This window comes from Haloferax sulfurifontis ATCC BAA-897 (assembly GCF_000337835.1).
Classification (GTDB): domain Archaea; phylum Halobacteriota; class Halobacteria; order Halobacteriales; family Haloferacaceae; genus Haloferax; species Haloferax denitrificans.
This window is the reverse complement of the sequence record NZ_AOLM01000026.1, coordinates 15374-39598: the sequence shown is the minus strand read 5'-3', so window position 1 is coordinate 39598 and position 24225 is coordinate 15374. Positions and strand designations below refer to the sequence as shown.

Here is a 24225-nt window from a genome sequence, read left to right as displayed (position 1 = left end):
ATGACGCTCGAAGACGACGCCCGAGACTACCATCGGCGTCCGCCCGCGGGGAAAGTGGAGATAGCGACGACGAAGCCGACGAACACCCAACGCGACCTGAGTCTGGCGTACTCGCCGGGCGTGGCCGCGCCGTGTCTCGACATCGCCGACGACGAGAACGCCGCCTACGAGTACACCGCGAAGGGCAACCTCGTCGGCGTCGTCTCCAACGGCTCCGCCGTCCTCGGGCTGGGGGACATCGGCGCGCAGGCGTCGAAGCCGGTGATGGAGGGCAAGGGCGTGCTGTTCAAGCGCTTCGCCGACATCGACGTGTTCGACGTCGAGTTCGACCACGACGACCCGCAGGCGTTCGTCGAGTCGGTCGCCGCGATGGAGCCGACGTTCGGCGGCATCAACTTGGAGGACATCAAGGCCCCCGAGTGCTTCGAAATCGAGGAGTCCCTGCGCGACCGGATGGACATCCCCGTGTTCCACGACGACCAGCACGGCACGGCCATCATCTCCGGCGCGGCGCTTCTGAACGCCGCCGACATCGCCGACAAGGAGCTGTCGTCGCTGAACGTCACCTTCTCGGGGGCGGGCGCGGCCGCGACCGCGACGGCGCGGTTCTACGTCTCGCTGGGCATCCCCCACGAGAACATCACGCTGTGCGACATCGACGGCGTCCTCTCGGAGTCGCGGGCCGAGGCGGGCGGCCTCGACGAGTACGCAGAACCGTTCGCCCGCGGCGTCGACGACGGCGACCTCGAAGACGCAATCGAGGGCGCGGACGTGCTCGTCGGCCTCTCGGTCGGCGGCATCGTCAGCCAGGAGATGGTGCGGTCGATGGCCGACGACCCAATCATCTTCGCGATGGCGAACCCGGAGCCAGAAATCGCCTACGAGGACGCGAAAGAGGCCCGCGATGACACCGTCATCATGGCGACCGGCCGGTCGGATTACCCGAACCAGGTCAACAACGTCCTCGGCTTTCCGTTCATCTTCCGCGGCGCGCTCGACGTGCGCGCGACCGAGATCAACGAGGAGATGAAGCGCGCGGCCGCGGAAGCGCTGGCGAACCTCGCCCGACAGGACGTGCCCGACGCGGTCGTCAAGGCCTACGGCGACGGCCCGCTCCAGTTCGGCCCCGACTACCTCATCCCGAAGCCCCTCGACCAGCGCGTCCTCTACGAGGTGACGCCCGCCGTCGCCGAGGCGGCCATGGAGAGCGGCGCGGCCCGCCGCGTGCGCGACCTCGACGCCTACCGCGAGGAGCTGGAAGCCCGCCTCGGCAAGTCCCGCGAGATGATGCGTGTCGTCCTCAACAAGGCGGCGTCGAACCCCAAGCGCGTCGTGCTCGCCGAGGGCGAAGACGAGAAGATGATTCGCGCCGCGAGCCAACTGGTCGAGGAGGGCATCGCCGAGCCCATCCTCGTCGGCCGGACGAAGGAGATTCTCCGGACCGCCGAGGAGCTGGGCCTCGACTTCGACCCGACCATCGCCGACCCCGAAAGCGGCGAGTGGAACCACTACGTGGACCACCTCTACGAGCGCCGCCAGCGCAAGGGCCTCACCCGGACCGAGGCGGCCGAACTCGTGCGGAGCGACTCGAACTACTTCGCCAGCGTGATGGTCGCCATGGGCGACGCGGACGCGATGCTCACCGGGTTGACTCACCACTATCCCTCGGCGCTCCGCCCGCCGCTCCAGATTATCGGCACGGCCGACGACGCCGACTACGCCGCCGGCGTCTACATGCTGACGTTCCGGAACCGCGTCGTCTTCTGCGCCGACGCGACGGTCAACCTCGACCCCGACCAGAACGTGCTCGCCGAGGTGACGAAACACACCGCCGAACTCGCGCGGCGCTTCAACGTCGAACCGCGCGCGGCGCTCCTCTCGTATTCGGACTTCGGGAGCGTCACGAACGAGGGGACGCGCAAGCCCCGGAACGCCGTCGAGCAACTGCACGCCGACCCCGACGTGGACTTCCCGGTCGACGGCGAGATGCAGGCCGACACCGCGCTCGTCGAGGAGATGCTGACCGACACCTACGACTTCGCGGAACTCGACGAGCCGGCGAACCTGCTCGTGTTCCCGAACCTCGAAGCGGGCAACATCGGCTACAAACTCCTCCAGCGCCTCGGCGGCGCGGAGGCCATCGGCCCGATACTCGTCGGCATGGACAAACCGGTTCACGTTCTCCAACGCGGCGACGAGGTCAAGGATATCGTTAATCTGGCTGGTGTCGCCGTGGTGGACGCCCAAGCGGAGTAGCGGCCCCGAGCAGAGTAACGCGCTCCGGCCGGAGTAGCCCGGCGGGCGACGGCACACCGCGACCGCCCGCTCGGGCGCGCCAGCACGAGAAATTAAATAGACTCGGCCGAGTCAGAGGGTATGGTCGAGTTGGGTACACACACGTCGGCGTCGGAGCGCCGGTTCGCACTCGGGTGGGTCGGGATGGCCATCGTGATGTCGCTCGCGGTTGCGGCCATCGATTTCCTCGAACTCCCGTTGCAGACGGTGTACGTGTTCGCGGCGGGCGTGACGCTCCGGGAAGCCATCGGACTGGCGGTCTGGGCGCTCCGACGCTGAGGGCGGCGGAGAAGGAGCTATACTCCCGACTCCCGAACGTTCACGCGTGCCATCACGTCGCCTCGTCCTCGGGACGCTCGCCTCGCTTTTCGCCGGCTGTAGCGCGTCGTCGCCGACGCCGACCGACGCCCCGACGACGCACACGGAGACCCGGACAGCGACGCCGACGCCGACGCCGACCCCGAACCCCTACGAGTCCCACCTCGCTTCGTTCGGACGGTTCCTCGAATCGGAGTCGGTGGCCCTCACGGAACTGACCGCCGACGAGCGGGCGTCGGTCGTCTCGCTCACCTACGAGAGCGACGGGCGGAGCACCGACCGCCTCAGCGGCGAAATCGGGACCGTCGCCGGCGGGTTCTTCAGGGAGGTCGCCGCCGGATGGGCGGCGTCGCGCCTCGAAGCGACCATCGTCGCGGCCGACGACGACACGGACGCGGTCGTCGCCCGCTGGCGCGCCGAAGCGACGTGGTTCGAGGCCTACGACCGCGGCGACATCAGCGCGGACGAGCTCTCGCTCCGGGTACTGCGGACTGTCGAGCGGGAGTAACGCGGAAGAACAGGCGACGAGACGCAAAGGGGTTTCTAGCGGCGCTACGGCCGCCGACGAGCGAGTGCGACGAGCGCCGCGAGCGCCGCCGCGAGCGCCGCGGACACCGCGCCGAAACCGGGGGTTCGGGTGTCAGTCGTCGCCGGTTCCGACTCGGTCGACGCGGTCGTCGCGGTCGGCGTCGGCGTCTCCTCGGCGTCGACTTGGAGCGACCCCGCCGAGACGCCGGCGACCGCGACGTCGTAGCGCCCGACGGCGTCGGCGGCGACGGCGAACTCGACGGTCCGCGCCTCGCCGGGGGCGAGGTCGAGCGTCCGCGAGTCGCGGACCGCGCCGTCGACGGTCAGGTCGACCGTCGTCTCGCCGCGGGTCTGGCCGGTGTTTTCGACCGTCGCGGTCACGGTGACCGAGTCGCCGACGACCGCCGACGACGGGAGCGACCCGGTCGTGACCGCGAAGGCCGCCTCGGCTGGCGCGGGGGCGAGCGCGAACACCGAGAGTCCGGGCGAGGCGGCGGTGAGCCGAACCTCGCCGTCGGTCTCGGCGACGACGCTCGTCGAGAGCGCCCGCCACTCGCCGTCGCTGTAGCGGTAGAGGCGGAGGTCGGCCGGGTCGAGACCGCGGTCCGACAGCGTCGCCGCCGAGACGGAGAGGGTGAAGTCCACGCCGTCGACGGCGCTGTCGTCCACGTCGTGGGCCACGTCGAGGTAGGAAAGCGGCTCTCCGTCGAGCGCCGGCGTCCCGTCGGGGACGCTGTCGAGCGCCCGGACCGTGAGTCTCGCGTCCGACTTCGCGCCGAGCGTGAGCGAGAGGCCGTCGACTCGGACGCCGCCGGTCTCGACGTCCGAGAAGTCGACGTCGACCGGCGTGCCGGGCTTCGCGTTTCGGATGTCGACCGCGAGGCCGCCGCCACTGACGGACGTGCGAACCGACGTTCGCGCGCCGCCGGAGCCGGAGCCGCCCGACGAGCCGCCGTCGTCGTCGGTGTCGTCGTCCGAGTCGTCCCGGTCGTCGCCGGAGCCGGAACCGCCGGACACCTCGACGGACGCGTCGGCCGTCGTCCGCGTAATCGCCGACCCGTCCGCGTCGGCGAGGGTGTCGACCTCGACGCCGAGCGTCGCGTCGCCCGCCGACTCGCCGGTCACGTCGAGCGCCGCGAGCGCGACGTCGCCGGTCCGTCCGGTTCGTGCGTCGGTGTAGCCGACGACTCTGAGGACGCCCGGCTCGGGCGCGGCCGTCTCGACCGCGAAGTCGCTTTCGGCGACGCGCACCGAGACGACCGAGGGGTCGTAGGTGACGTTGACCGCGAACGCGCCGACGCCCGCGCTCGCGGGGACGTCCGCGGCCCGCAGGGTCGCCGTCGCCGTCTCGTCCACGCCGACCGAACTAACGCCCGCGACCGAGACGGTCGCCGAAGACGCCGCGCCGGCCGTGGAGACGGCGGCGGGCGCGACGCCCGCGAGGACGACCGAACAGACGACCGCGGCGACGACGAAGCGCCGCGCGAGTTCGAGATGGCTCATCGCGCACCTCCGTAGTCGGCGGTGCGATTGCCGGCGTCGTACTGGGCGACGAGCATCGCGTCGACGGCCGTCACCTCGCCGTCGCCGTCCACGTCGCCGTAGGGGTCGCCGTCGTCGACCGCGGCGACCGCGGCCGCGATGTCCGCGGCGTCGCCGTCGTCGACGGTCCCGTCGCGGGTCGCGTCGCCGACCCGAAAGCCGACGAACTCGACGGCGACGTCGAGCAGGCCGGGCGAGTCGAGCGCCACGGTCGTCCTGCTTCCGTCGCGCTCGGGCGCGACCTGCTGGCCGTCCACGGTGGCCGTCACGTCGTGGTAGCCGGACGGGAAGTCCGCGGGGTCGGCGACGCCGACGACCGCTCGGCCGTCGGGCACGTCCGCGAGGAACGCGACTTCGAACCGCGCGCGGGCGGTGGCGTTGCCGGCCTCGGTGACGAGGCTGTCGACGCTCCCGTCCGCGACGACCGACTGCGCGTCGGTGGCGGCGACGACCGTCGGGTCGTCCAGCGAGCCGTGGCGGTAGGTCACGTTGGTCTCGCCGGCGGCGGCGACCGAGACGTTCAGCGCCGGGTAGGACTCGCCGTCGACGGTGACCGAGACGGTGTGGTCGCCCGCGGTCACGTCGTCGCGGACGGTGGCTCCCGCGCGGTCGGTGCCGTCGACGGTGACGGTCGCGCCCGACGCGGGGTCGCCCGCCTCGTCGAGGACATCCACCGACAGCGCGCCGGTGGCGGCGGCGGTCGCGGTCGTCTGCGCGCGGACGTTGTTCGACTCGTTGTACAGGGGGCGCACGTCCGCCTGAATGGTGCGCTCGCCCGCCGATTCGACGGTGACGGTGAACACGTAGGTCCGCGACTCGCCCGCCGGGACGTTCCGTCCGTAGACGAAAAGCGAGTCCCCGCTCGTAATCGTGCTGTTCTGGACGGCCCACGTCCGCGTGCCGTCGGTCGATTTCACCACCGGGTTTGGGTCCGACGGGGCCGACAGCCCGGTTTCGAGGGGCACCTCGACGATGGGGCTGAACAGGTCCGTCCCGCTTTCCGTGTTGTCGATGGTCACTTCGAGTCGGTTGTCGCCGACGTGGAAGTCGGCGGGCGCGTCGATGGAGACGCCGTAGCCGGGCGCGGCCGCGGTGGGCGCGGCGACGCCGGCAACGACGACCGCGGCGAGCAAGAGCACCGTCACGGCGCGTGCGACGGCCATCTCAGGCACCTCCCTCGTTCGCGGCGTACTCGTCGCGCGCGACGAGTTGGTCGTTTTCGATTCCGACGACGAGCACGCCCGTCCCGGTCGTGTCGACCTGCACGGTTATCGGCCCGTCGGCGTTGTCCCGGAGCGTCTGGAGTTCGCTCTCGGTGAGTTCGACCGAGTCGAGCGCGTCGGTCGAATCGACGTCTATCGTCTTCGTCACGAGCGCCGGGTTCGACTCCGTGCCGAAGGCGACGGTCACGTCGTGGGTCGGGTTCGCGCCGCCCTGCCCGAGCGTCAACAGCGTGTTGATGGCGAGCGCGGTCGCGCGGGTGTAGCCCCACGAGCCGCGGTCGTCGTAGACGGTGACGAGGTAGGTCTGGCCGTCCTGCACGGAGGCGTTCGTGTTCTCCAAGCCGGTCGCGTTGAGCGCCATGAGCGCGTAGGCGGTCGTCTCGGAGGTGGTGCCGACGTCGCTCCACGAGGCGGAGCGGCGCTCGGTCCACGCCCCGCCGTCGGCTTGGGCGTCGAGCAACCACGTCCGGCCGTCGTCGATGGCGGTCTGGACGGCGGCCGTCTCGACGCCCGAGGCTTCGAGGCCCCAGACGGCGAGCGCGGTGGACATCGTGTTCGGGGTGGAACCCTCGCCCCACGCGCCGTCGGCGCGCTGGGCGGCGACGAGATAGCTCGCGGCGTCGCCCCGGAGTCGGTCTGCGGTCTGTGCGGCGGTCGCGTTGTACGGGCCAGCCTGGTCGAGGGCGACGAGGGTGAACCCGGTCATGGCGGCGTCATCGTCGAAGTAGAACTTGTCGTTGCGGATGCGGCCGTCGGCGGCCTGTTCGGCCGCGAGCCACGAGACGGTCGCGTTGGCGTCTATCCCGTCGAGGTCGGCGCGGACCGGGGCGCGGGCGCTCTGCACGGGGTCGTTTCCGACCGCGCTCGTGCCGAACAGCGCGTAGGCCGTGTAGAACACGTCGCCGTCGGGGTCGTTCCCGTACATGCTCCACGAGCCGTTCGCGTGCTGGGCGTCCTGTCCGGTCGTCAGACGGGCGACGCCCGCGCCGACGCTGTCGTTGATGCGGTCGCTGTCGTACCCGCCGGGTGCGGGGTTGCGCCGGTAGTACTGGCCGGTGTACAGCGCCCCGAGCATCGGCGAGGTCGTCTGCTCGACGCAGGCGTGGGGGTACCGCACGAGGTAGTCGAGGCCGGCGAGCGTCCGCCCGTCGGTCCCGAGGTGCGTGGTGATAGTCAGGTCGTGCTCGTAGGTCGTCTCGTTGCGGAGGGCGAGCGTCGTCGAGTCGCCGCCCGTGCCGGTGAAGTTCACCGCCGTCGTGTCGACCACGCGGGTCTTCGGGCGCTCGACGGTGAGCCGTTCGGTCGCCGTCTCGGTCTCCCCGCGGGCGCTCAGGTTCAGTTCGAGGTCGTAGGTCGCATCGCGGTTCGCGGCGGCGACCACGGTCCACTCGAAGTACGACCGGTCGTCGGTGTCGTGCTTGGTCGCGGTCTCGCCGGCGGCGAATTCGAGGCCGGCCGGGAGCGACAGGTTCGCGGTCACGTTGCTCTCGTAGTTGCTGTACCCGCGGCCGTAGACGGTGACGTTCTGTCCGGCCTGCACCGGGTCGGCCGCGGACAGCCGTCCGCTGAGTTCGTACGGCTGGCTGGTCGTCGCGTCCCCGTCGCTGTTGCCGCGGGGCGCGTCGGGGTCGTCCACGGAGGCGACGACCGCGTGCCGGCCGGCCGCGAACGTGTGGTTCCGCGTGAGAACGACCGACTCGCGGGGGTCGAGCGCCGGCACGGAAAGCGTCTCGTTCGGCGAGCCGTCGCCGAAGTCGAGTTCGACCGTTCTGGGGTCGTTCGGGGCGTTCCCGTTGTTCCTGACGTAGACGCGCGTCTCGGCCGCCTCGGTCGGGATGACCCGCCACGGAGCGTTCACCGAGAGTCGGAGGTCGGCGTAGGTGACCTCGGTCGTCGCCGCGGTCCGGTTGTCCGTCTCGTCGCCCTCGGCGACCGCGTCGTCGGGGTCGGAAACGGCGACGAGTTCCACGTCCGGGTACGCCGAACTCAGGTTGCCGCGGAGCCGGTCGGTGAGGTCGACCGTCACCGTCTCGTTCGCGCCGGCCGCGACCGTGCCGACGGTACGGGTGTACGTCGTCGAGGCGTCGTCGTAGTAGCCGACGCGGGTCCGCGCGACCAGTCGCACGTCGACGCCGGTCGCCTCGGCGGTGCCGTCGTTGACGACGGTGACGTTCGCGGTCACGCGGTCGTTGCCGAGGGTGTACGCGGGTTCGACCTCGATTCGCGGTTCGAGGTCGGGCGCGGCCGAGGCGTTCACGGCGATCGTCGTCGCGTTGCTGTTGCCGGACGCGTCGGTCGCGGTGACGGTGATGTCGTGTGCCCCCGCCGTCGCCAGCGAGAGGTTCGTCCGGTTCGCCGCCGTCGTCACCGACTGCCCCTCGTCGGTCTCGAAGGTGAAGTTGGCGACGCGGTGGTTGTCGGTCGCGGTCGCGGTGACGGTGACGTTCGCGCCGGTCCTGACCGGCGACGGCGCGCTCGCCGAGACCGTCGGCGGCACGCGGTCGACCACCGGAACGGTCGTCGACAGCGTCACAAGCGTCTGCTCGGTCGTCCCGTCGAGCACCTCGACCGAGACGGGCGCGTCGCCGAGCGTCGCGTAGGTGTGGGTCGTCCGGTTCGCGGCCGTGAAGTCGGTCTCGCCGTCGCCGAACGCCCAGTCGTAGCGAACGTCGGTCACGGACGCCGGGAACGAGCGATTGGTGACGGCGAACGAGACGTTCGTCACGTTCACGTCGGCGGGCGTCGGGGTGACGCGGAGGTCCGCGGAGCCGATGTCACGGACGGTCACGGTCGTCGTCGCGGTGTAGAGCCGGCGGTCGTAGCCGTCGAGGCCGGTGGCGCGTGCCGTGTAGGTCCCGGTCCGGTCGTACGCGTGCGAGGCGTTCCGCGCCGTCGTCTCGGCGGTCGCGCCGTCGCCGAACGACCAGCGGTAGGCGTCAATGCTGGCGGTATCGCCCGAAGCGGTCGTCTCGAAGGTGACGTTCTCGACGGCGCGCCGCGGGTTCGCGGGCGTCGCCGAGAGCGACCCAGAGACGGACGCGAGGGGTTCCACGTCGCCGAGGGCGACGAGCGAGCGGTTGATGTCGGACGACGACCCGGTCTGGACGTAGAGCCAGCCGTCGCCGCCGACGACCGCGCTCGCGACGGTGGTGTCGAAGCCGGGGGCGTCGAGCGAGTCGTTCCACACCGGCGCGCCCGTCTGCAGGTCGAGCGCGTGGACGGTGCCGTCGAACTCGGCGACGTAGACCGTGTCGCCGAGGACGGCCGGCGCGCCGAGGACGGCGCTGTCGGTGTCGTAACTCCACGCGCGCGAGCCGTTCGCGGCGAGCGCGACGACGCCTTTCTCGTCGTCGTCGTAGCCGCCGCGGGTGTCGACGACGACGCCGTCGGCGACCGCGGGCGACGAGCGGCTCTCGGTCTCGCCGGCGGCCGCGGACCACAGCGTCGAGCCGTTCGCCGCGTCGAAGGCGACGAGCGAACCGTACGTCGAGACGTAGAGAACGCCGTCCGAGACGGTGGGTGCCGCACCGCGGTGGTTCGAGAGGCTCCGGTTCCACCGCTCGGTGCCCGTGTCGGCGTCGAAGGCGTAGAGGTGCGAGCCGAAGCCGGTGTAGCGCGCGCCGTCCCAGCCCTGCGTCACGTAGACGGTGCCGTTCGCCACCGCGGGGACGGCCTGCGCGTTCCCGGTCGTTGCGAGTTCGGTCAGGTTCTTCCGCCAGCGGAGCGAGCGCGTGCCCCGGTCGATGGCGTAGAGCGAGTCCTCGGCCTCCGAGACGACGTAGACCGCGTCGCTCGTGACCGTCGGCGCGGAGAGCCGCTCGCCGTCGGTGAACAGGCCGTCGCTGTCGGCCGGAACCGACACCGACCAGCGTTCGGTGCCGTCGGTCGCGTCGAACACGGTGAGCGTGTCGCGCTCGTTGTTCGCCGCGTCGTTGTAACTGCTCACGAACACCGAGTCGCCCTCGACGGTCGGCGGGGCGGTCACCTCGTCGGGGTAGGCGCTCGCGGACCACAGCGTCGACCCGTTCGCGGCGTCGCGGGCGACGATACCGTAGCCGTTGGCGACGAACACCCGCCCGTCCGCGAACGTCGGCGACCGCGAGTAGAGCGTGGACGTGGTCTCGTTCCAGCGGACCTCGACCGGTCCGGCCGGGCCGACGCCGGCGACGTTCGCGCCGGTGTTGGCGTCGTCGTAGCCGAACTGCGGCCAGCCGTCGGTCGGCGCGGCGAACTCCTCGGCGGCGACGTCAACCGTCGCCGAGGTCGTGAACAGCGGCGTTCCGTTCGCGTTCGCGGCGGTCACGGCGGCGTCGTAGGTGCCGGGGTCGGCGTAGGCGTGGGCGGTCTCGTTGGCCGCGGTCGTCGCGTCGGCGGTCCCGTCGCCGTCGAAGTCCCAGCGGTACTCGCCGACCGACTGACCGGCCGCGAGCGAGACGTTCCGAACCGCGAACGCGACCGATTCGCCCTCGGTGAGCGCGTCGGGCGCGGCGACGAGCGTCCCCGACCCGGCGGCCGTCACGTTCAGTCGGAGCGTCTCTTCGACCAGAAGCGCCTCCGTGCGGTTGTCGCGGACCCGAACGGTCGCGTTGTACGCGCCGGCGGCGTCGTAGGTGTGGTTCGCCGTCGCGTTCGGGTGTCGGGTGGACGCGCGGTCGCCGTCGCCGAACGTCCACGTGTAGAAGTCGCCGTCGCCGACGCCGGAGACGTTCGCCAGGGAGAACCGAACCGTATCGAGATTCGCGCGGGCGGGCGTCGGTGCGGCCGTGAGCGTGCCGTCTCCGGCCGTCGCCGCGTCGAGCGTGAGCGACTCCTCGAAGAGGAACTGCTCGCTCCCGCTCCGCGCCGTGACGGCGACGGTGTGGGGACCGGGGTCGGAGAAGCCGGTGAGGACGAGGCTCGCGTCCGGATGCGTCGTGTACCCCGCGTAGGAGCCGTCGACCGTCCACGTGTAGAACGACGGCGTCTCGCCCGTGATGTTCGACAGGGAGACGTTGACCGGCACCCCGAGCGCCGGGGCCGTCTCGTTCGCGGTCAGGGTCGCCCCCGACTGCTCGGCCTCTTCGAGCGTCACCGTCACCGTCTCGTCGCCCGTCACGTCGAGCTGTCTCGTGTAGACGCGCTGGACGTAGCCGCTCGACGACGAGACGGGCTCGCCTTCGAGTCCGCCGTCGTAGCTGAGTCGTCGCGGCGGGGCGACGGCGACGGTCACGTTGCCCGTGAGTTCGATTCCGGCCGTCCCGTTCGAGAGGTGGACGTCGCCGTCGGACTCGGTGAGGAACCACTCGCCGAACTGCGAGGTGTTCACCGTCGCGCCGTTCGCGTTCGTGTGCTGGAAGGCCACGGCCGCCCCCGAGACGGGCGCGCCGGTCTCGTTGACGACAGAGAGGTTCACCACGTGCGCGTCCGGGAGCGCCGCGTTCCCGAGGTCGGCGGTCGCGCCGGGCGAGGCTCGCTGGAGCGCGAACACGTCGGGCGAGCCGTCCCGGGGAAACGCGCCGGGCGAGCCGGGTTGCGACCCGTTAGCGGCGACGTAACTCACGTCGTACGTGGCGTTCGACTGGAGCCCCGTGAGGTTGTACGCCCCCTGTGCCGATAGCTCGTCGTTGGTCGGTTCACTCCCCTCGGTCGCCGCGAGGACGACGTCGCTCGCGGCGGGCGCGCCCGTCGCGCGGTCGACCGACCCCGCGAGCGACCCCCCGGCCGCCGCCCCCGAGACCGCGACGAACGGACTCGAAAGCGAGACGAGGACGATAATCGTGAGCGATACTGCCCCTACCTGATGTCGATAGCGTGTTGTCATGCCCCACCGTGTTCCCTCCGAAACCCGCGATACTCACGAAATCCGGACTGATACCGTGTGTCATCACGGCGGGGCTATAATTCTGTGTTACTGACGTCACAGCGGTGTTTCAGGGCGTGAAACGGCGTTTCGACTCGCGGGATGCCGGCCGGTGAACGGCGTCGCTGTCGAGTGGTCGGTCGCGGCGGCGGACCACCCCGCCTCAGAGAAACGCGTCGCGGTCGGCCGGCGTCGCTTCGGCTCGATACCGCGTGTACGTCGAACGGGCCCAGTCGACCACGGCGTCGGCTTCGGCGTCCAGCACCGCGCGCGGGCGGCCGTGGTCGTCGACGACGCCCATGCCGACGCGGTCGGCGTCGAGAATCGAGAGGACGTACGGCACGCGCTCGTAGCGGTACAGAGAGATGCCGGGGGCGTCGAAGAGGTCGGCCAACTGCCTCGCCGTCTTCTCGCTTCGCGCCATCGCCTCGTAGGCCCCGTCGGTCATGACGACCTCGACGTCGATGTCGTCGTTCCGGCGGCGGTGAATCGTCGCGAGCACGTCCGGCGAGGCGGCGTGGGTCAGGATGCGGATTCTGTCGGCCGACTCGACGTGCGACACCGCGAGCCGCAACGGGGCCTGCGGGTCGCTCGGCGTCGGAGCCACGACGGTCGCGGACGCGAGCGCGCCGAGATTGAACCCGAAGTCGTCCCGCGGGAGCCACCGCAGGAGGTCGCTCTCGGCGAACGCCGTCGCCGCCTCGACCGTCGAGATGGCCGACTGGAGCTGTTCGACCACGACGACCCCGAGCGGCGTAATCTCGTATTCCTCGCCCGACTTCGCGACCCAACCGCGCTCGGAGAGCGACTTCATCACCCGCCAGACCGTCGACCGCGACGTGTCGAGCGTCGCCTGCAACTCGCCCGCGGTCGCCGGTCCCTCGTCGAGCGCCCGGAGCGCCGCTAACCGGTTCGGTGAGGTGACGAGACACCGAAGTTCGTCCACGACCCCGTCCATGGTGAACGATATGACACCGCTGTAATAGTAGTTCCCCTCTGGCGGTGCGAAATCACACGCACAGGACCCTCTGCGGCGCGGAATCGGCTTCGTCGCGTCGGCCGCGGACTGCGAACTCGCGTTCTCACTTCGAGCGAACCCACCTCAGCGGTTATGTGCGTTCGCTGAGGATATCGAACCATGTTCGACCGACTCCTCTTTCCGACCGACGGGAGCGACGGCGCGGACGCCGTCCTCGACCACGTCGTCGATATCGCCGCCGCCCACGACGCGACCCTCCACCTACTGCACGTCGCCCCGGCGGAACCCGAGCGCCGGCCGAATCTTCGCGACGGGGACGGCGACACCGAGGCTTCCGACCCCGGCGATTCGGACGGTTCCGACCCCACCGAGCGCCGCCGAACCGACGGCGAGCGGTTCGTGACCGACGCCGAAGCCCGCGCGTCGCAGTCCGGCGTGTCGGTCGTGACGAGCGTCGAGCGCGGCGAGCCGTACCGAGTCATCACCGAGTACGCGGCCGAGCGGGACGCCGACCTCGTGGTCATGCCGACCCACGGGCGGACGGGGCTGAGCCGACTGCTCCTCGGGAGCACCACGGAGCGCGTCGTCCGCCGGTCGGACGTGCCCGTGCTCACGGTCCGGCCGGACGCGGCGACCGGCCTCGCGTACCCCTACGCCGACGTGTTGACGCCCACCGACGGGAGCGTCTGTGCGACCGCGGCGGTCGCGTTCGGAAGCGAGTTGGCCGCGGCGACCGACGCGGCGCTCCACGCGGTGTCGGTCGTCAACGTCGCCGCCTTCGGCGCGGACATCCGCGGCCCGCTTCTCATCGACGAACTCGAAGAACGCGCGAGCGATGCGGTCGAAAAAGCGGGCGACGCGGCGGCCACCGCGGGCGTCGAGACGGTCAGGAAGTCGGTCGGCCGCGACGTGTCGATTCACGACGGCATCCTCGCGTACATCGACGAACACGACGTTGACATCGTGGTGATGGGGACCCACGGCCACACCGGCTTCGACCGCTACATGCTCGGGAGCGTCGCCGAGAAACTGGTCCGGACCTCGCCGGTGCCGGTGGTGACGGTCAGAGAGCCGCGAGACGAGTAGGGCGGGGTCGCCGGGCGTCTGGCCGAGTCGGCGGACGCCGGCCGCTTCCCCGTCAGTTCCGAAGCAGTCCCGTGACGCCCGCGGTCTCGGCGACGACCCATCCGACGAAGACGAGATACGCCGCGCCGAGGGCGTAGCACTCCAGCCGGGTGAGCGACAGGTCCGTCCGGAGCAGGCCGAAAAGCAGGACGGTCGCCAGCGTCAGCACGCCCAGCATGGGGACGGCGACGGCGAAGTCCACCGGGACGCTCCCGACGATGAGCACGCCGACGGGGATGGCGACCAGCAGGTCGAACGTGTTCGACCCGAGGACGTTGCCGAGGCTCGTCGCGCTGTTGCCGTCGGCGGCCGAGCGGACGCTGACGAGCGTGTCGGGGAGGCTCGTCGCGGCGGCGACGACGGTGACCCCCGCGAGGAACGTCGGGACGCCGAACGTCGCGCTGAGCGACTCGACGCTCCCGACCAGTTGGTGGACGCCGACGAGGATGACGAGGAGGCCGCCGAGGAGCCGCGCCCACTCGCGGCCGATGCCGTCGGCGACGCCCGCCTCCTCGCTTTCGTACTCCGAGACGTCCTGCCACTGGATGAACAGGTAGAGCCCGTAGAGAAGCAGGGGAATGAGCGCCACCGGGCGGGTGAGCTGTCCCGTCAGCGCCGGGCCGTCGGGGACGGGGAAGTAGATGACCGCCAGCGAGAAGGTGACGACGAGCGTGGCGACGGCGACCATGTAGAACTGCGCCTCCTTGTAGACGACGAGCCGACTGGTCTCGAGGGGGCCGTCGGTGACGAGCCCCGACAGCGCCGGAATCACGAGGATGTTGAAGATGGCCGAGCCGACGATTGCGCCGACGCCCATGTCGAAGACGCCCCCGGCCGCGGCGACGGCGACGCTGGCGAACTCGGGGAAACTCGACCCGAGGGCGACGACGATAGAGCCCTGCACGACCGCCGGGAGGCCGTAGTACGACGCGAGGTGGTCGGCGGACGCTTCGAGCCAGCCGCTTCCGAGCCAGATGAGGGCGGTCATCAGGAGAATCACGGCGACGTTCGCGAGCGGCGACGACGGGAGGAGACTGCCGAGGACCATTGGAAGCCCGTTCAGCGACGCGGGAAAAGAAGCCACCGGCACGGGTGAAAAGCAGTCCGTGGTCTCGAACCGCCGTCAGTCGTCGCCGTGGGCGGACTCGGGGGTGAACGTGACGCCGCCGATTTCGATTTCGTCGGGGACGCGGTCGGTGTCGTGCGCGCCGACCGGGGGGAGGTTCGCGTCGGCCGCCGGCGACGCGTCGAGGTCGGTCGCGGACGCGAGGCCCTCCATCTCGCCGTCGGCCTCGCGCGCGTCTTGGTCGATGCGCATCGAACAGAACTCCACGCCGCACATCGAACAGAAGCGCGCCTCCTTGTAGTTGTCACCGGGGAGCGTCTGGTCGTGGAACGACCGCGCCCGCTCGGGGTCGAGCGCGAGGTCGAACTGCCGCGCCCAGTCGAACTCGTAGCGGGCCTCCGAGAGCGCGTCGTCCCAGTCGCGCGCGCCGGGGAGGTCGGTCGCCACGTCGGCCGCGTGGGCGGCGATTCGGTAGGCGGCGAGCCCCTCGCGCACGTCCTCGCGGTCGGGGAGACCGAGGTGTTCTTTCGGCGTGACGTAACACAGCATCGCCGCGCCGGCGCGGCCCGCCTCGGTCGCGCCGATGGCGCTCGTGATGTGGTCGTAGCCCGGTGCCACGTCGGTCACGAGCGGCCCGAGGACGTAGAACGGCGCGCCGTCGCAGACTTCCTGCTGGCGCTCGACGTTCTCGGCGATTTGGTCCATCGGGACGTGACCGGGACCTTCGACCATCACCTGCACGCCGTAGTCCCACGCGGTCCGCGTGAGTTCGCCCAGCGTGTCGAGTTCGGCGAACTGCGCGTCGTCGCCGGCGTCGGCCAGACAGCCGGGTCGGAGACCGTCGCCCAGCGAGAACGTCACGTCGTGCTCGGCGAAGACGTCGCAGACGTCCTCGAACGCGACGAAAAGCGGGTTCTGCTCGCCGTGTTCTTCCATCCACTGGGCGAGGATGGAGCCGCCGCGGGAGACGATGCCCGTCTTCCGGCCGTCGGTAAGCGGGAGGTGTTCCATCAGCACGCCCGCGTGAATCGTCATGTAGTCGACGCCCTGTTCGGCCTGTTTCTCGATGATTTCGAGGAGCAGGTCGCGGGTGATGTCCGCGGGGCTGTCGACGCGCTTGACCGCCTCGTAGATGGGGACGGTGCCGATGGGGACCGGCGAGTACGCGACGTTCGCCTCGCGAATCTCGTCGAGATTCGACCCCGTCGAGAGGTCCATCACCGTGTCCGCACCGTAGTGGACCGCGGTGTGGAGCTTTTCCAACTCTCCTGTGAGGTCGCTCGTCGTCTCGCTGTTGCCGATGTTCGCGTTGACCTTGGTGGCGAACTCGCGGCCGATAACCATCGGGTCGAGCGAGTCGTGATTCCGGTTCGCGGGGACGACCGCCTGCCCCTCGGCGACCTGTTTCCTGACGAACTCGGGGTCGCGGTTCTCGCGCTCGGCGACGCGTTCCATCGCCGGGGTGACGCGTCCCGCTCGGGCGTGTTGGAGTTGTGTCGACGCCATTGATTACTTAGTGATACAACTAACTAATAACAGTTGTGACGGGCGGGTCGGAAACGAGGGACAGAGAGACAGAGAGACCGAGGACCGAGAGACAGAGCACGCGGGCTATCGGCTTACAGCCCGAAGGCGCGACGACGCGTCGCTCAGCCCTCGTAGCCGGCGTACTCCATGAGGCTCGCGAAGATATCGGAGTCCATCACCTCCTTGTAGACGACGCCGCTCAGCATGCCGCCGGGGTAGAAGTTCCCGTTCATGACGTGGTTGACCTTGTGGCAGTGCATGAGGTAGATTCCGGGCTGGGCGTCGGCCGTGAACTCGACCGTGTGGCGCTCTGCGGGCGCGATGTTCGTCACGTCCATGTCGTGGCGGGCGGCCTCCGGGACGACGCCGCCGTCCTTTTCGACGAGTTGGAAGCGGTGGTTGTGGATGTGCATCGGATGGCTCATGTAGCCCGCGTTGACGTAGTGAATGCGGACGGTGTCGCCCCGTTCGACGATGATGGGCGAGCCGTCCTCGGGGTGGAGCGTCCGCGGCGCGCTCTTGCCGTTGACGGTGAACACGTCCGGCTTCCGGTTCCGGGGGTCGTACGTCACGTTCTCGCCGGCCATCTGTCGGGGGAGCCGCGAGTCCCAGTCGCGGACGGTCATGAAGTACTCCCTGTCGGCCGGTTCGTACCCCTTGGGGTCGACGCGGAGGATGCCGTACATCCCCATCTCGATGTGCCGATGGGTCTGGTAGTGACAGTGGTAGAGATGCGTCCCGGGGACGTTCGCCGGGATGGTGTAGGTGTGTTTCTCGCCGGGGTCGACGCGGATGCCCGTCGTCGTCGGCACGCCGTCGTCTTTCCACGCCTTCCGCACGCCGTGGAAGTGGACCGTGTGCGGGCGCATCCCGTCGGTGTTGTCCAGCGTGACCTCCATGTCGTTGCCCTCGGTCGTCCGGAGAATCGGCCCGGGGACGCTCGGCGCGCCGTCGTCGGCGCTGAACGCCCACACCTGCGGGAGTTCGACCGGGCCGCCCATCGTTTCGAGGGGGTGGGCCGCGTGGCGCGCCGGCGCGCTCTTGAGGGTGACTTTCCCGCCCTGCTCGTCGACCTGTACGACCTCCGGCGGGCTGGTGTACGGCAGACTCGACTCGCTCGTCTGGGCGACCGTCGTCTCGTCCGCGCCGACGGCGGCTGAGTCACCGTTCGTGGGCGCTGTACACCCCGCGAGGCCGAGCGCTCCGACGCTTCCCGTTGCGGCGAGGAATTCGCGACGCGACACCGTCGAACCGGGTGCACCGACGTAGTTTCGCATTACAGTCGGTCGTTGGCCCGGGGGAGTGGAATACCGTCTCGCCGGTTCCCGTCGCACAGGAGTCCGGCGAACATGTTCGGCGAGGTCGATACGTACCGGGCCGAAAAACGGTCGAGTCGGGGCGTACCAGTCCGAATCGACGGCCATCGGTTCGACCGGACCCGACGCTGGTGCCCCGCGACTTTCATACGCCTCGGAGGAGTATCGGGAGCCGAACCGACGGCGCGCGGGTCGCCGCCGACCAACCCACTCTCACGCAGATGTCGACCAACCCACTCTCAGACGCGCTCGAACCGGACTTCGAGACGGTGTTCCACGCCCTCACCAGTCCGCAGTGCCGGGCCGTTCTCAAGGAACTCGACGGCCCGATGACCGCCTCGGACATCGCCGCCGCGTGCGACCTCCCGCGGTCGACGGTGTACCGGAAACTCGAACAGATGGTCGAGGCGGGACTCCTCGAAAAACGCGACCGCGGCCGCGACGCCGCCCGCTACGCAGTCGGCTTCGAGGAGGTGGTCGTGACGCGCGAACCGGGCGACCTCTCGATTTCGGTGTCGTCGCCGTCGCGGTCGGCCTCGGACCAACTGTCGACGCTGTGGTCGGCCGTCGGCGAGCAGACCGACGACTGAAGACTAAACTGACGACCGAGAACTAAACCGCCGCGTCGTCCCGCGCGAGAAACGCCTTCATCACTTTGCCCTCGGCGCGGTGGAGCTTCTCGCTCGTCGTCGACTTCGCCAGCCCCACGGCCTCGGCGAGTTCGGTGAGCGTGCACGTCCGCGGCGTGTCGTAGTAGCCCTCGGCGACGGCCGTTTCGAGGAGGGCGTACTGGTCGTCGGTGAGAAGCGACTCCGTGTCTATCGACTGGTGGATGGAGACGAGGTCGAACGGGATGCCGAACTGCGCGAGCTGGTCGCCCAGCTCCGAGAGGTTCTCGCGCGGCGCGGTCACCTCGACTGTCACCTCGCCGTCGACGATGGTGATTGGCAGTTCCAGCGGGATGCCCACCTCGCTGAGCGTGAGAATCAAAAGCGGCTCGGTCGTCTCGAACTGCACGAGCGCGCGCTCCGGTTGCGCTTCGAGAATCGTCACCGAGACGACCGAGTCGTACTCGTCGATGGTGGTGACGACCGGCTCGATGTCGGCCGCTCGTATCTCGACGAGGCCGACGCCCGTCTCGTCGGCCGGCATCGCCGCGAGGACGGTGAACTCGGCGTCCGGATACCGCCCCGAGAGGTCGGAAACCCAGACCTGCTCGGGGAGCGTGATGGAGAGTGTTGCCCGAGGCATCGGTAGTGAAACGAAGTCGTCCCCGCCGCACAAAGATAGTTCCGAACATGTTCGCCCTCCGGCCGCGTTTCGGGAACCACCGAGGCGGGTTTTTCACCGGACCACCGACCGTCGAGTGTCGAGCGGGGCGGGACCGCCGCCTCGCCACCTTCAATCATGAACCCGAACGACACCACATCTCCGACGCTCGGCCGGCGAACCGTACTTCGACTCCTCGGCGGCGCGGCCGTCTCCGCGACCGCGCTGGGAAGCGCCGCCGACGCCGCGCGGGCGCAGTCGGGGACCGACCTCGATTCGTGGTTCGCACAGACCTCGAACTACGACGGCGTGGTGGACAAGACGGGGAGTTCGACGGTGACGGTGACAGTCGGTGCGGAGGCCAACGGCGGCGCGTTCGGCTTCGGCCCGGCCGGCGTGCGCGTCGACCCCGGGACGACGGTCGTCTGGGAGTGGTCCGGGAAGGGCGGGTCGCACAACGTCGCGGCCGAAGACGGGAGCTTCGAGTCCGACCTCGTCGGCGACGCGGGCCACACCTTCGAGCGGACGTTCGACGCGGCGGGCGTCTACAAGTACGTCTGTACGCCGCACGAGACGCTCGGGATGAAAGGCGCAATCGTCGTCGGCGACGCCGGCGGCGCGACCGCGACCGAGGCGGCCGACTCGACCGACTCGGACGCCGAAAACGAGTCGGAGGCGGCCACAGACAGCGCCGGCGAGGGGGACGCCGACCTCGACGCGTGGTTCGAAGACACCTCGAACTTCGACGGCGTCGAGGCGCAGACCGGCCTCCAACGCGTGACGGTCGACGTCGGGGCGCAGGCCAACGGCGGCGCGTTCGGCTTCGGTCCCGCGGCGGTTCGCGTCTCGAAGGGGACGACCGTCGCGTGGACGTGGACCGGCGAGGGCGGGTCGCACAACGTCGTCGCCGAGGACGGGAGCTTCGAGTCCGACCTCGTCAGCGCCGGCGACCACACGTTCGAACACACGTTCGAGGAGGCCGGGACGTACACCTACGCCTGCACCCCGCACGAGACGCTCGGGATGAAGGGCGCGGTCGTCGTCACCGACGACGAGGGCGGGTCGAACGCGCAGGTCGCCGAGCCGTTCGGCGACCCCGAGACGGAGCGCCTCGGCGGCATCGCGCTGGCCGGGACGTTCGGCGCGATGCTGGCGTCGCCCGCGCTGTTCGGCGCGTTCATGTGGCTCACAGGCGAGGGCGGCGAGTCGGCGGGCGAGACGTATCCGAAGGAGAACTCGGAGTAGGTCACCCACGGTCGGGCAACGCTTTCAAAGACTGGGCGACTGCGACGCGGTCGTGACGAGACGACGGCGACAACCCGTCGCGATGGTGTCGAATATTCCCGGCGCTGTCGTCGGTCCAGAACATTGTTATCGCTACCAACGTGTTGACAGCTATGCGCCGCCGCGCGTTCCTCGCGTCCGCCCTGACCGCCGCCTCCACCCTGACCGCGGGATGTAGCTCGCTCAGTCCGCGAACCGAACACACCGACCCGGCGGTCGAGCGCGACGACAACCCCCGAGACAGGGGAATGTACCTCCAGTTCGACGGAGACGGAGACGACGGAGACCTCGCCACCGTGGGCGTCGACCCCACGTCCGGACCCCTCCCGAGGCCGCTCGCCGTCTCGATTTCACACTCTCGCGACACCGAACTTCGGTCGCTCACACAGCGGTTCGCGGCCCCCGACGGCGACGGGTCCCCGCCGAAACTCTCGCTACGGGGGCCATTCGAGGCCGGTCACAGCCCCCACCCGTCCGTGTCGCTGTTCCAAGACGGGGCGGCCGCGGTCGTCGAAGTCCATCGGTTCGGCGAACTCGCCGACGAAACCGCGTTCATGGGCCTCACGGTCACCGAATGGCCGGACTCGGCCCGCAGACTCGTCGTCGACAGTACCGTGGAACTCGTCGAGACGGGGACGTTCGAGCACACGCACGTCCTCGATGGTGACCTAGCGTTCGAGTTCTTCGCCGAAGCCGACGACGGAACCGCGGACACGCCCGATTCGTCGGGATAACTGGGAACCGTCTCGCCGCGAGCGCCCAAACGCCGCAACCGTCCTCGGCGGGCGAGACGTGTCCGAAAGAAGAGAACGCGTAAGTCGTCTGCGGGGGTGTGTGGAGTTTCCGGGGCCGGACGACTCCGTTTTCTCGCGTGGCGTGTTCAGAACAGCGACGCGAGCACCCCCGAGATATCGACGTGGAACCCCCACCGCTGGACTCCCTTGTAGCCGAGGTAGATGCCGACGATACCCAGAATCCCGGCGAGGTTGGGTGGGGCCGGAATCGGCGTTTCTATGAGGCCGAACAGGGCTCCGGCGAAGACGCCTGCCAGCAGGGCCAAAACGAGTTGCGAGGCCATAGGTGAGTCATCCGCGTTCCCCGGTAAATAAGTACAGCTATCGACGCGAGCGCGGGGGCCGTCCAGCCGCGGTTCGAAACCGAGACTACTCCACGTACACCCGCGTCACGTGGCCGCCACAGCCGCATCGCTCGACGTACTCGTACGCCACGTCTTCGCCGAGCCGCTCTGCGAGCGCGTCGTACAGGTACGTCTCCGGGTGGCCGTGGTCGCCGTGGGTGACGAGGTTGACGTGGTGGCCGGCGGTGGTGTGTTCGACCGCGGCGACGGCCTCCGAAATCACGAGGTTCCGGTCGGCGGCGTGCCGCGGGAGTTCGAGGTTCGCGGACCACGAGGTGTCGTGGACGCGGTCGGTCGCCGAGTCGGGCGTTTCGCGGTCGTGGTCGCGGTCGCGGTCGGCGGGGCGCGAGTCGGTCGTCATACGATTCGAGAGACGGCTTCCGGCTCAAAGAGCGACTATCCGAACATGTTCGTCCGGGCTGTGCGAGGCCGGGAAGCGGCGTGTGGAGCCTATAGCAGGCGTGTGAACCACGACGTGTATGGAGATTCAACGCAAGACCATCGCGAAGGCAATCGTCGTCGTGTTCGTCTTCAACCTCGCCGTGATGGGTGCGGGCGCGTGGTTCGCCTATCAGGAGGCCCCGCCCATCCCCGACGAGGTGGTCGGACCCGACGGCGACGTCGTCGTCAGCGGCGACGCGATTCGAGAGGGAAAGACGGTGTTCCAGCGAGACGGCCTGATGAACCACGGGTCGATACTGGGCAACGGCGCGTACTACGGGGCGGACTACACCGCAGACGCGCTGGACTCGAAAGTCCGGTTCATGCGGAACTACTACGCCCAAGAGCGGTACGGTGAGACCTACGACCAACTCGACTCCGCCGAGCAAGCCGCCGTCGCCGACGTGGTGAAATCCGACCTCGACGACAGCTACGAGGGCGGCGCGATTCGGTACACCGCGGCCGAGGTGTACGCCCACGAGCAGGTCCGCCAGGAGTACGTCGAGCGCTATCACGAGGGCGACCACGAGCGCGGCGTCCCCGCGAACATGATCGACTCCGAGGAGGAGGCGCGGGCGTTCGCGGACTTCGCCATGTGGACGGCGTGGTTCTCCCACACCGACCGCCCCGGCGGCACCCACTCGTACACGAACGACTGGCCGTACCAGCCCGGCGCGGGGAACGACGCCACCGCCGCCTCGATGACGTGGAGCGTCGTCGCCATGGTGCTCCTCGTCGCGGGCGCGGGCCTCGGCATCTGGCTGTACAAGTCGGTCGAACTCCCCGAGCCGTCGGCCGAGGACATCGCGGTGCCCGAACCCGGTGACGTGAGCGTCTTCCCGAGCCAGCGGGCGGCGCTCCGGTTCATCCCGGTCGCCGCCGGGTTGTTCTTGGCGCAGGTGCTGTTGGGCGGCCTGCTCGCGCACTTCTACATCGAGCGCGCCGGCTTCTTCGGCGTCGAGTCGGTATTCGGCGTGCCCATCCTGCAACTGCTCCCGTTCGCCATCGCCAAGACGTGGCACATCGACCTCGGCATCCTCTGGATCGCCGCGACGTGGCTCGGCGCGGGGCTGTTCCTCCCCCCGCTTCTGACCGGCTACGAGCCGCCGAAGCAGTCGACGTACATCAACGTCCTCCTCGGCGCTATCGTCGTCGTCGTGGTCGGCGGCCTGTCGGGCATCTGGCTGGGCGCGAACGGCTACATCGACGGCTCGCTGTGGTGGATTCTCGGCAACGAAGGGCTCGAATACCTCGAAGTCGGGAAGCTCTGGCAGTTCGGCATCCTCGCCGGCTTCCTCATCTGGGCGGGGCTGGCCGTCCGCGGCCTGAAGCCGCTTCTCGACAAGGAGCCGCCGTACGGGCTGGCGCACATGATTCTGTACGCCGGCGGCTCTATCGCCCTCCTGTTTACCGCGGGCTTCCTGTTTACCCCCGAGACGAACATCGCCGTCACGGAGTTCTGGCGCTGGTGGGTCGTCCACATGTGGGTCGAAGGGGCCTTCGAGTTCTTCATCGTCGCCATCGTCGGCCTGACGCTGGTGTCGATGAACCTCCTCAGTCGCCGGAGCGCCGAGAAGGCGGTCATGCTTCAGGCGCTTCTCGTCATGGGGACGGGCATCATCGGCGTCTCGCACCACTACTGGTGGGTCGGCATGCCCGACATGTGGGTCCCCATCGGGAGCGTGTTCTCGACGCTCGAACTCATCCCGCTCGTGTTCATCCTCTACGAGGCGCTCGGGCAGTACCGCGCGATGTCGGGCGAGTCGTTCCCGTACCGCCTGCCGTTCATGTTCATCGTCGCCAGCGGCGTCTGGAACTTCGTCGGCGCGGGCGTGCTCGGCTTCTTCATCAACCTCCCGCTCATCAACTACTACGAACACGGGACCTACCTGACGGTCGGCCACGCCCACGCCGCGATGTTCGGCGCGTTCGGCTTCCTCGCGCTCGGCATGGTCACCTACATGCTCCAGCTCTCCATCGACGCCGACCGCTGGGACGGCTCGTGGCTCCGCGCCGCCTTCTGGTGTTGGAACGTCGGCCTCGTGTTGATGGTGTTCGTCTCCGTCCTCCCGGTCGGCTTCCTCCAGTTGGAGACGGCGTTCACCGGGAGCTACGCCGCCGCGCGGAGCGTCGCCTTCTACGACCAGCCGCTGATTCAGACGCTGTTCTGGGCGCGGCTCCCCGGCGACACGCTCATCATCCTCGGGACGATCATCTACGCGGCCGACCTCGTCAGAAAGCGGTTCGTCCTCCGGCAGTCCGCCGACGACCCGAGCGTCGAGGACATGGCCGTCGCCGAAGGTATCTTGGGCGACGACTAACGGGCGAGCGCTGT

18 protein-coding genes are annotated in these 24225 nt (G+C 69.5%); 8 read left to right on the top strand and 10 right to left on the bottom strand.

Features of this window, described 5'->3' with window-relative positions; translation table 11 throughout:
- The 3 genes from C441_RS15550 (at position 1) to C441_RS15540 (ending at position 3121) form a co-directional block, all read left to right on the top strand.
- Complete coding sequence (locus C441_RS15550) at positions 1–2256, top strand: NADP-dependent malic enzyme (RefSeq protein ID WP_007275939.1); 2256 nt, start codon at positions 1–3, stop codon at positions 2254–2256.
- A gap of 120 nt (positions 2257–2376) precedes the next feature.
- Complete coding sequence (locus C441_RS15545; RefSeq protein WP_004967129.1) at positions 2377–2574, top strand: hypothetical protein; 198 nt, start codon at positions 2377–2379, stop codon at positions 2572–2574.
- Positions 2575–2620: 46 nt separating this feature from the next.
- A complete protein-coding gene (locus tag C441_RS15540; protein WP_007275938.1) occupies positions 2621–3121 on the top strand; it encodes a hypothetical protein in 501 nt (166 codons plus the stop codon).
- Between the two features lie 44 nt (positions 3122–3165).
- Here the strand turns inward: C441_RS15540 and C441_RS15535 are convergent, their stop codons facing one another.
- The 4 genes from C441_RS15535 to C441_RS15520 form a co-directional block, all read right to left on the bottom strand.
- Positions 3166–4644 (bottom strand): PGF-pre-PGF domain-containing protein, encoded by a 1479-nt coding sequence (locus tag C441_RS15535; RefSeq protein WP_007275937.1) that lies wholly within the window; start codon positions 4642–4644, stop codon positions 3166–3168.
- Positions 4641–5846 (bottom strand): hypothetical protein, encoded by a 1206-nt coding sequence (locus C441_RS15530; RefSeq protein WP_007275936.1) that lies wholly within the window; start codon positions 5844–5846, stop codon positions 4641–4643. Before C441_RS15530 ends, C441_RS15535 begins: the two co-directional genes overlap by 4 nt.
- A gap of 1 nt (position 5847) precedes the next feature.
- Complete coding sequence (locus C441_RS15525) at positions 5848–11706, bottom strand: outer membrane protein assembly factor BamB family protein (protein WP_007275935.1); 5859 nt, start codon at positions 11704–11706, stop codon at positions 5848–5850.
- A gap of 202 nt (positions 11707–11908) precedes the next feature.
- Positions 11909–12703 carry a helix-turn-helix transcriptional regulator gene (locus tag C441_RS15520; protein WP_007275934.1) on the bottom strand — a complete coding sequence of 265 codons (795 nt, stop codon included), beginning with the start codon at positions 12701–12703 and terminating at the stop codon, positions 11909–11911.
- Positions 12704–12883: 180 nt separating this feature from the next.
- Here C441_RS15520 and C441_RS15515 point away from each other — a divergent pair, with 180 nt between their 5' ends.
- Positions 12884–13810 carry a universal stress protein gene (locus C441_RS15515; protein ID WP_007275933.1) on the top strand — a complete coding sequence of 309 codons (927 nt, stop codon included), beginning with the start codon at positions 12884–12886 and terminating at the stop codon, positions 13808–13810.
- 52 nt (positions 13811–13862) lie between these two features.
- Here the strand turns inward: C441_RS15515 and C441_RS15510 are convergent, their stop codons facing one another.
- The 3 genes from C441_RS15510 to C441_RS15500 form a co-directional block, all read right to left on the bottom strand.
- Positions 13863–14897, bottom strand: a complete 1035-nt coding sequence (locus tag C441_RS15510) for a sodium:calcium antiporter (protein WP_007275932.1) — start codon at positions 14895–14897, stop codon at positions 13863–13865.
- A 75-nt stretch (positions 14898–14972) separates the two neighbouring features.
- Entirely contained in the window at positions 14973–16421 is a 1449-nt protein-coding gene (thiC, locus tag C441_RS15505) for a phosphomethylpyrimidine synthase ThiC (RefSeq protein ID WP_083874931.1), read from the bottom strand.
- 143 nt (positions 16422–16564) lie between these two features.
- On the bottom strand, positions 16565–17719 hold the full coding sequence (locus C441_RS15500) for a multicopper oxidase domain-containing protein (RefSeq protein ID WP_007275930.1): 1155 nt from the start codon (positions 17717–17719) through the stop codon (positions 16565–16567).
- 260 nt (positions 17720–17979) lie between these two features.
- On the opposite strand from C441_RS15500, the gene C441_RS15495 reads away from it, so the two are divergent.
- Positions 17980–18348: a winged helix-turn-helix domain-containing protein gene (locus tag C441_RS15495; protein ID WP_007275929.1), complete on the top strand. Its 369-nt coding sequence runs from the start codon at positions 17980–17982 to the stop codon at positions 18346–18348.
- Positions 18349–18370: 22 nt separating this feature from the next.
- Here C441_RS15495 and C441_RS15490 read toward each other — a convergent pair whose 3' ends face one another.
- Positions 18371–19009, bottom strand: coding sequence for a helix-turn-helix domain-containing protein (locus C441_RS15490; RefSeq protein WP_007275928.1), 639 nt, complete (start codon positions 19007–19009; stop codon positions 18371–18373).
- Between the two features lie 156 nt (positions 19010–19165).
- Here C441_RS15490 and C441_RS15485 point away from each other — a divergent pair, with 156 nt between their 5' ends.
- Both C441_RS15485 and C441_RS15480 read left to right on the top strand, forming a co-directional pair.
- Positions 19166–20272, top strand: a complete 1107-nt coding sequence (locus C441_RS15485; RefSeq protein ID WP_007275927.1) for a halocyanin domain-containing protein — start codon at positions 19166–19168, stop codon at positions 20270–20272.
- A 152-nt stretch (positions 20273–20424) separates the two neighbouring features.
- Positions 20425–21045 carry a hypothetical protein gene (locus C441_RS15480; protein WP_007275926.1) on the top strand — a complete coding sequence of 207 codons (621 nt, stop codon included), beginning with the start codon at positions 20425–20427 and terminating at the stop codon, positions 21043–21045.
- Positions 21046–21191: 146 nt separating this feature from the next.
- Here C441_RS15480 and C441_RS15475 read toward each other — a convergent pair whose 3' ends face one another.
- Both C441_RS15475 and C441_RS15470 read right to left on the bottom strand, forming a co-directional pair.
- Positions 21192–21389, bottom strand: a complete 198-nt coding sequence (locus tag C441_RS15475; protein ID WP_007275925.1) for a XapX domain-containing protein — start codon at positions 21387–21389, stop codon at positions 21192–21194.
- Between the two features lie 85 nt (positions 21390–21474).
- On the bottom strand, positions 21475–21810 hold the full coding sequence (locus C441_RS15470) for a CGCGG family putative rSAM-modified RiPP protein (protein WP_007275924.1): 336 nt from the start codon (positions 21808–21810) through the stop codon (positions 21475–21477).
- Positions 21811–21928: 118 nt separating this feature from the next.
- Here C441_RS15470 and C441_RS15465 point away from each other — a divergent pair, with 118 nt between their 5' ends.
- Positions 21929–24211, top strand: a complete 2283-nt coding sequence (locus C441_RS15465; RefSeq protein WP_007275923.1) for a nitric-oxide reductase large subunit — start codon at positions 21929–21931, stop codon at positions 24209–24211.
- Positions 24212–24225 lie beyond the last annotated feature (14 nt).

Bases quoted from the DNA above. Each gene is read 5' to 3' on its own strand.
- C441_RS15550 (WP_007275939.1), top strand. From the start codon at position 1: ATGACGCTCGAAGACGACGCCCGAGACTACCATCGGCGTCCGCCCGCG.
- C441_RS15545 (WP_004967129.1), top strand. From the start codon at position 2,377: ATGGTCGAGTTGGGTACACACACGTCGGCGTCGGAGCGCCGGTTCGCA.
- C441_RS15535 (WP_007275937.1), bottom strand. From the start codon at position 4,644: ATGAGCCATCTCGAACTCGCGCGGCGCTTCGTCGTCGCCGCGGTCGTC.
- C441_RS15530 (WP_007275936.1), bottom strand. From the start codon at position 5,846: ATGGCCGTCGCACGCGCCGTGACGGTGCTCTTGCTCGCCGCGGTCGTC.
- C441_RS15525 (WP_007275935.1), bottom strand. From the start codon at position 11,706: ATGACAACACGCTATCGACATCAGGTAGGGGCAGTATCGCTCACGATT.
- C441_RS15520 (WP_007275934.1), bottom strand. From the start codon at position 12,703: ATGGACGGGGTCGTGGACGAACTTCGGTGTCTCGTCACCTCACCGAAC.
- C441_RS15515 (WP_007275933.1), top strand. From the start codon at position 12,884: ATGTTCGACCGACTCCTCTTTCCGACCGACGGGAGCGACGGCGCGGAC.
- C441_RS15510 (WP_007275932.1), bottom strand. From the start codon at position 14,897: ATGGTCCTCGGCAGTCTCCTCCCGTCGTCGCCGCTCGCGAACGTCGCC.
- thiC (WP_083874931.1), bottom strand. From the start codon at position 16,421: ATGGCGTCGACACAACTCCAACACGCCCGAGCGGGACGCGTCACCCCG.
- C441_RS15500 (WP_007275930.1), bottom strand. From the start codon at position 17,719: ATGCGAAACTACGTCGGTGCACCCGGTTCGACGGTGTCGCGTCGCGAA.
- C441_RS15495 (WP_007275929.1), top strand. From the start codon at position 17,980: ATGTCGACCAACCCACTCTCAGACGCGCTCGAACCGGACTTCGAGACG.
- C441_RS15490 (WP_007275928.1), bottom strand. From the start codon at position 19,009: ATGCCTCGGGCAACACTCTCCATCACGCTCCCCGAGCAGGTCTGGGTT.
- C441_RS15485 (WP_007275927.1), top strand. From the start codon at position 19,166: ATGAACCCGAACGACACCACATCTCCGACGCTCGGCCGGCGAACCGTA.
- C441_RS15480 (WP_007275926.1), top strand. From the start codon at position 20,425: ATGCGCCGCCGCGCGTTCCTCGCGTCCGCCCTGACCGCCGCCTCCACC.
- C441_RS15475 (WP_007275925.1), bottom strand. From the start codon at position 21,389: ATGGCCTCGCAACTCGTTTTGGCCCTGCTGGCAGGCGTCTTCGCCGGA.
- C441_RS15470 (WP_007275924.1), bottom strand. From the start codon at position 21,810: ATGACGACCGACTCGCGCCCCGCCGACCGCGACCGCGACCACGACCGC.
- C441_RS15465 (WP_007275923.1), top strand. From the start codon at position 21,929: ATGGAGATTCAACGCAAGACCATCGCGAAGGCAATCGTCGTCGTGTTC.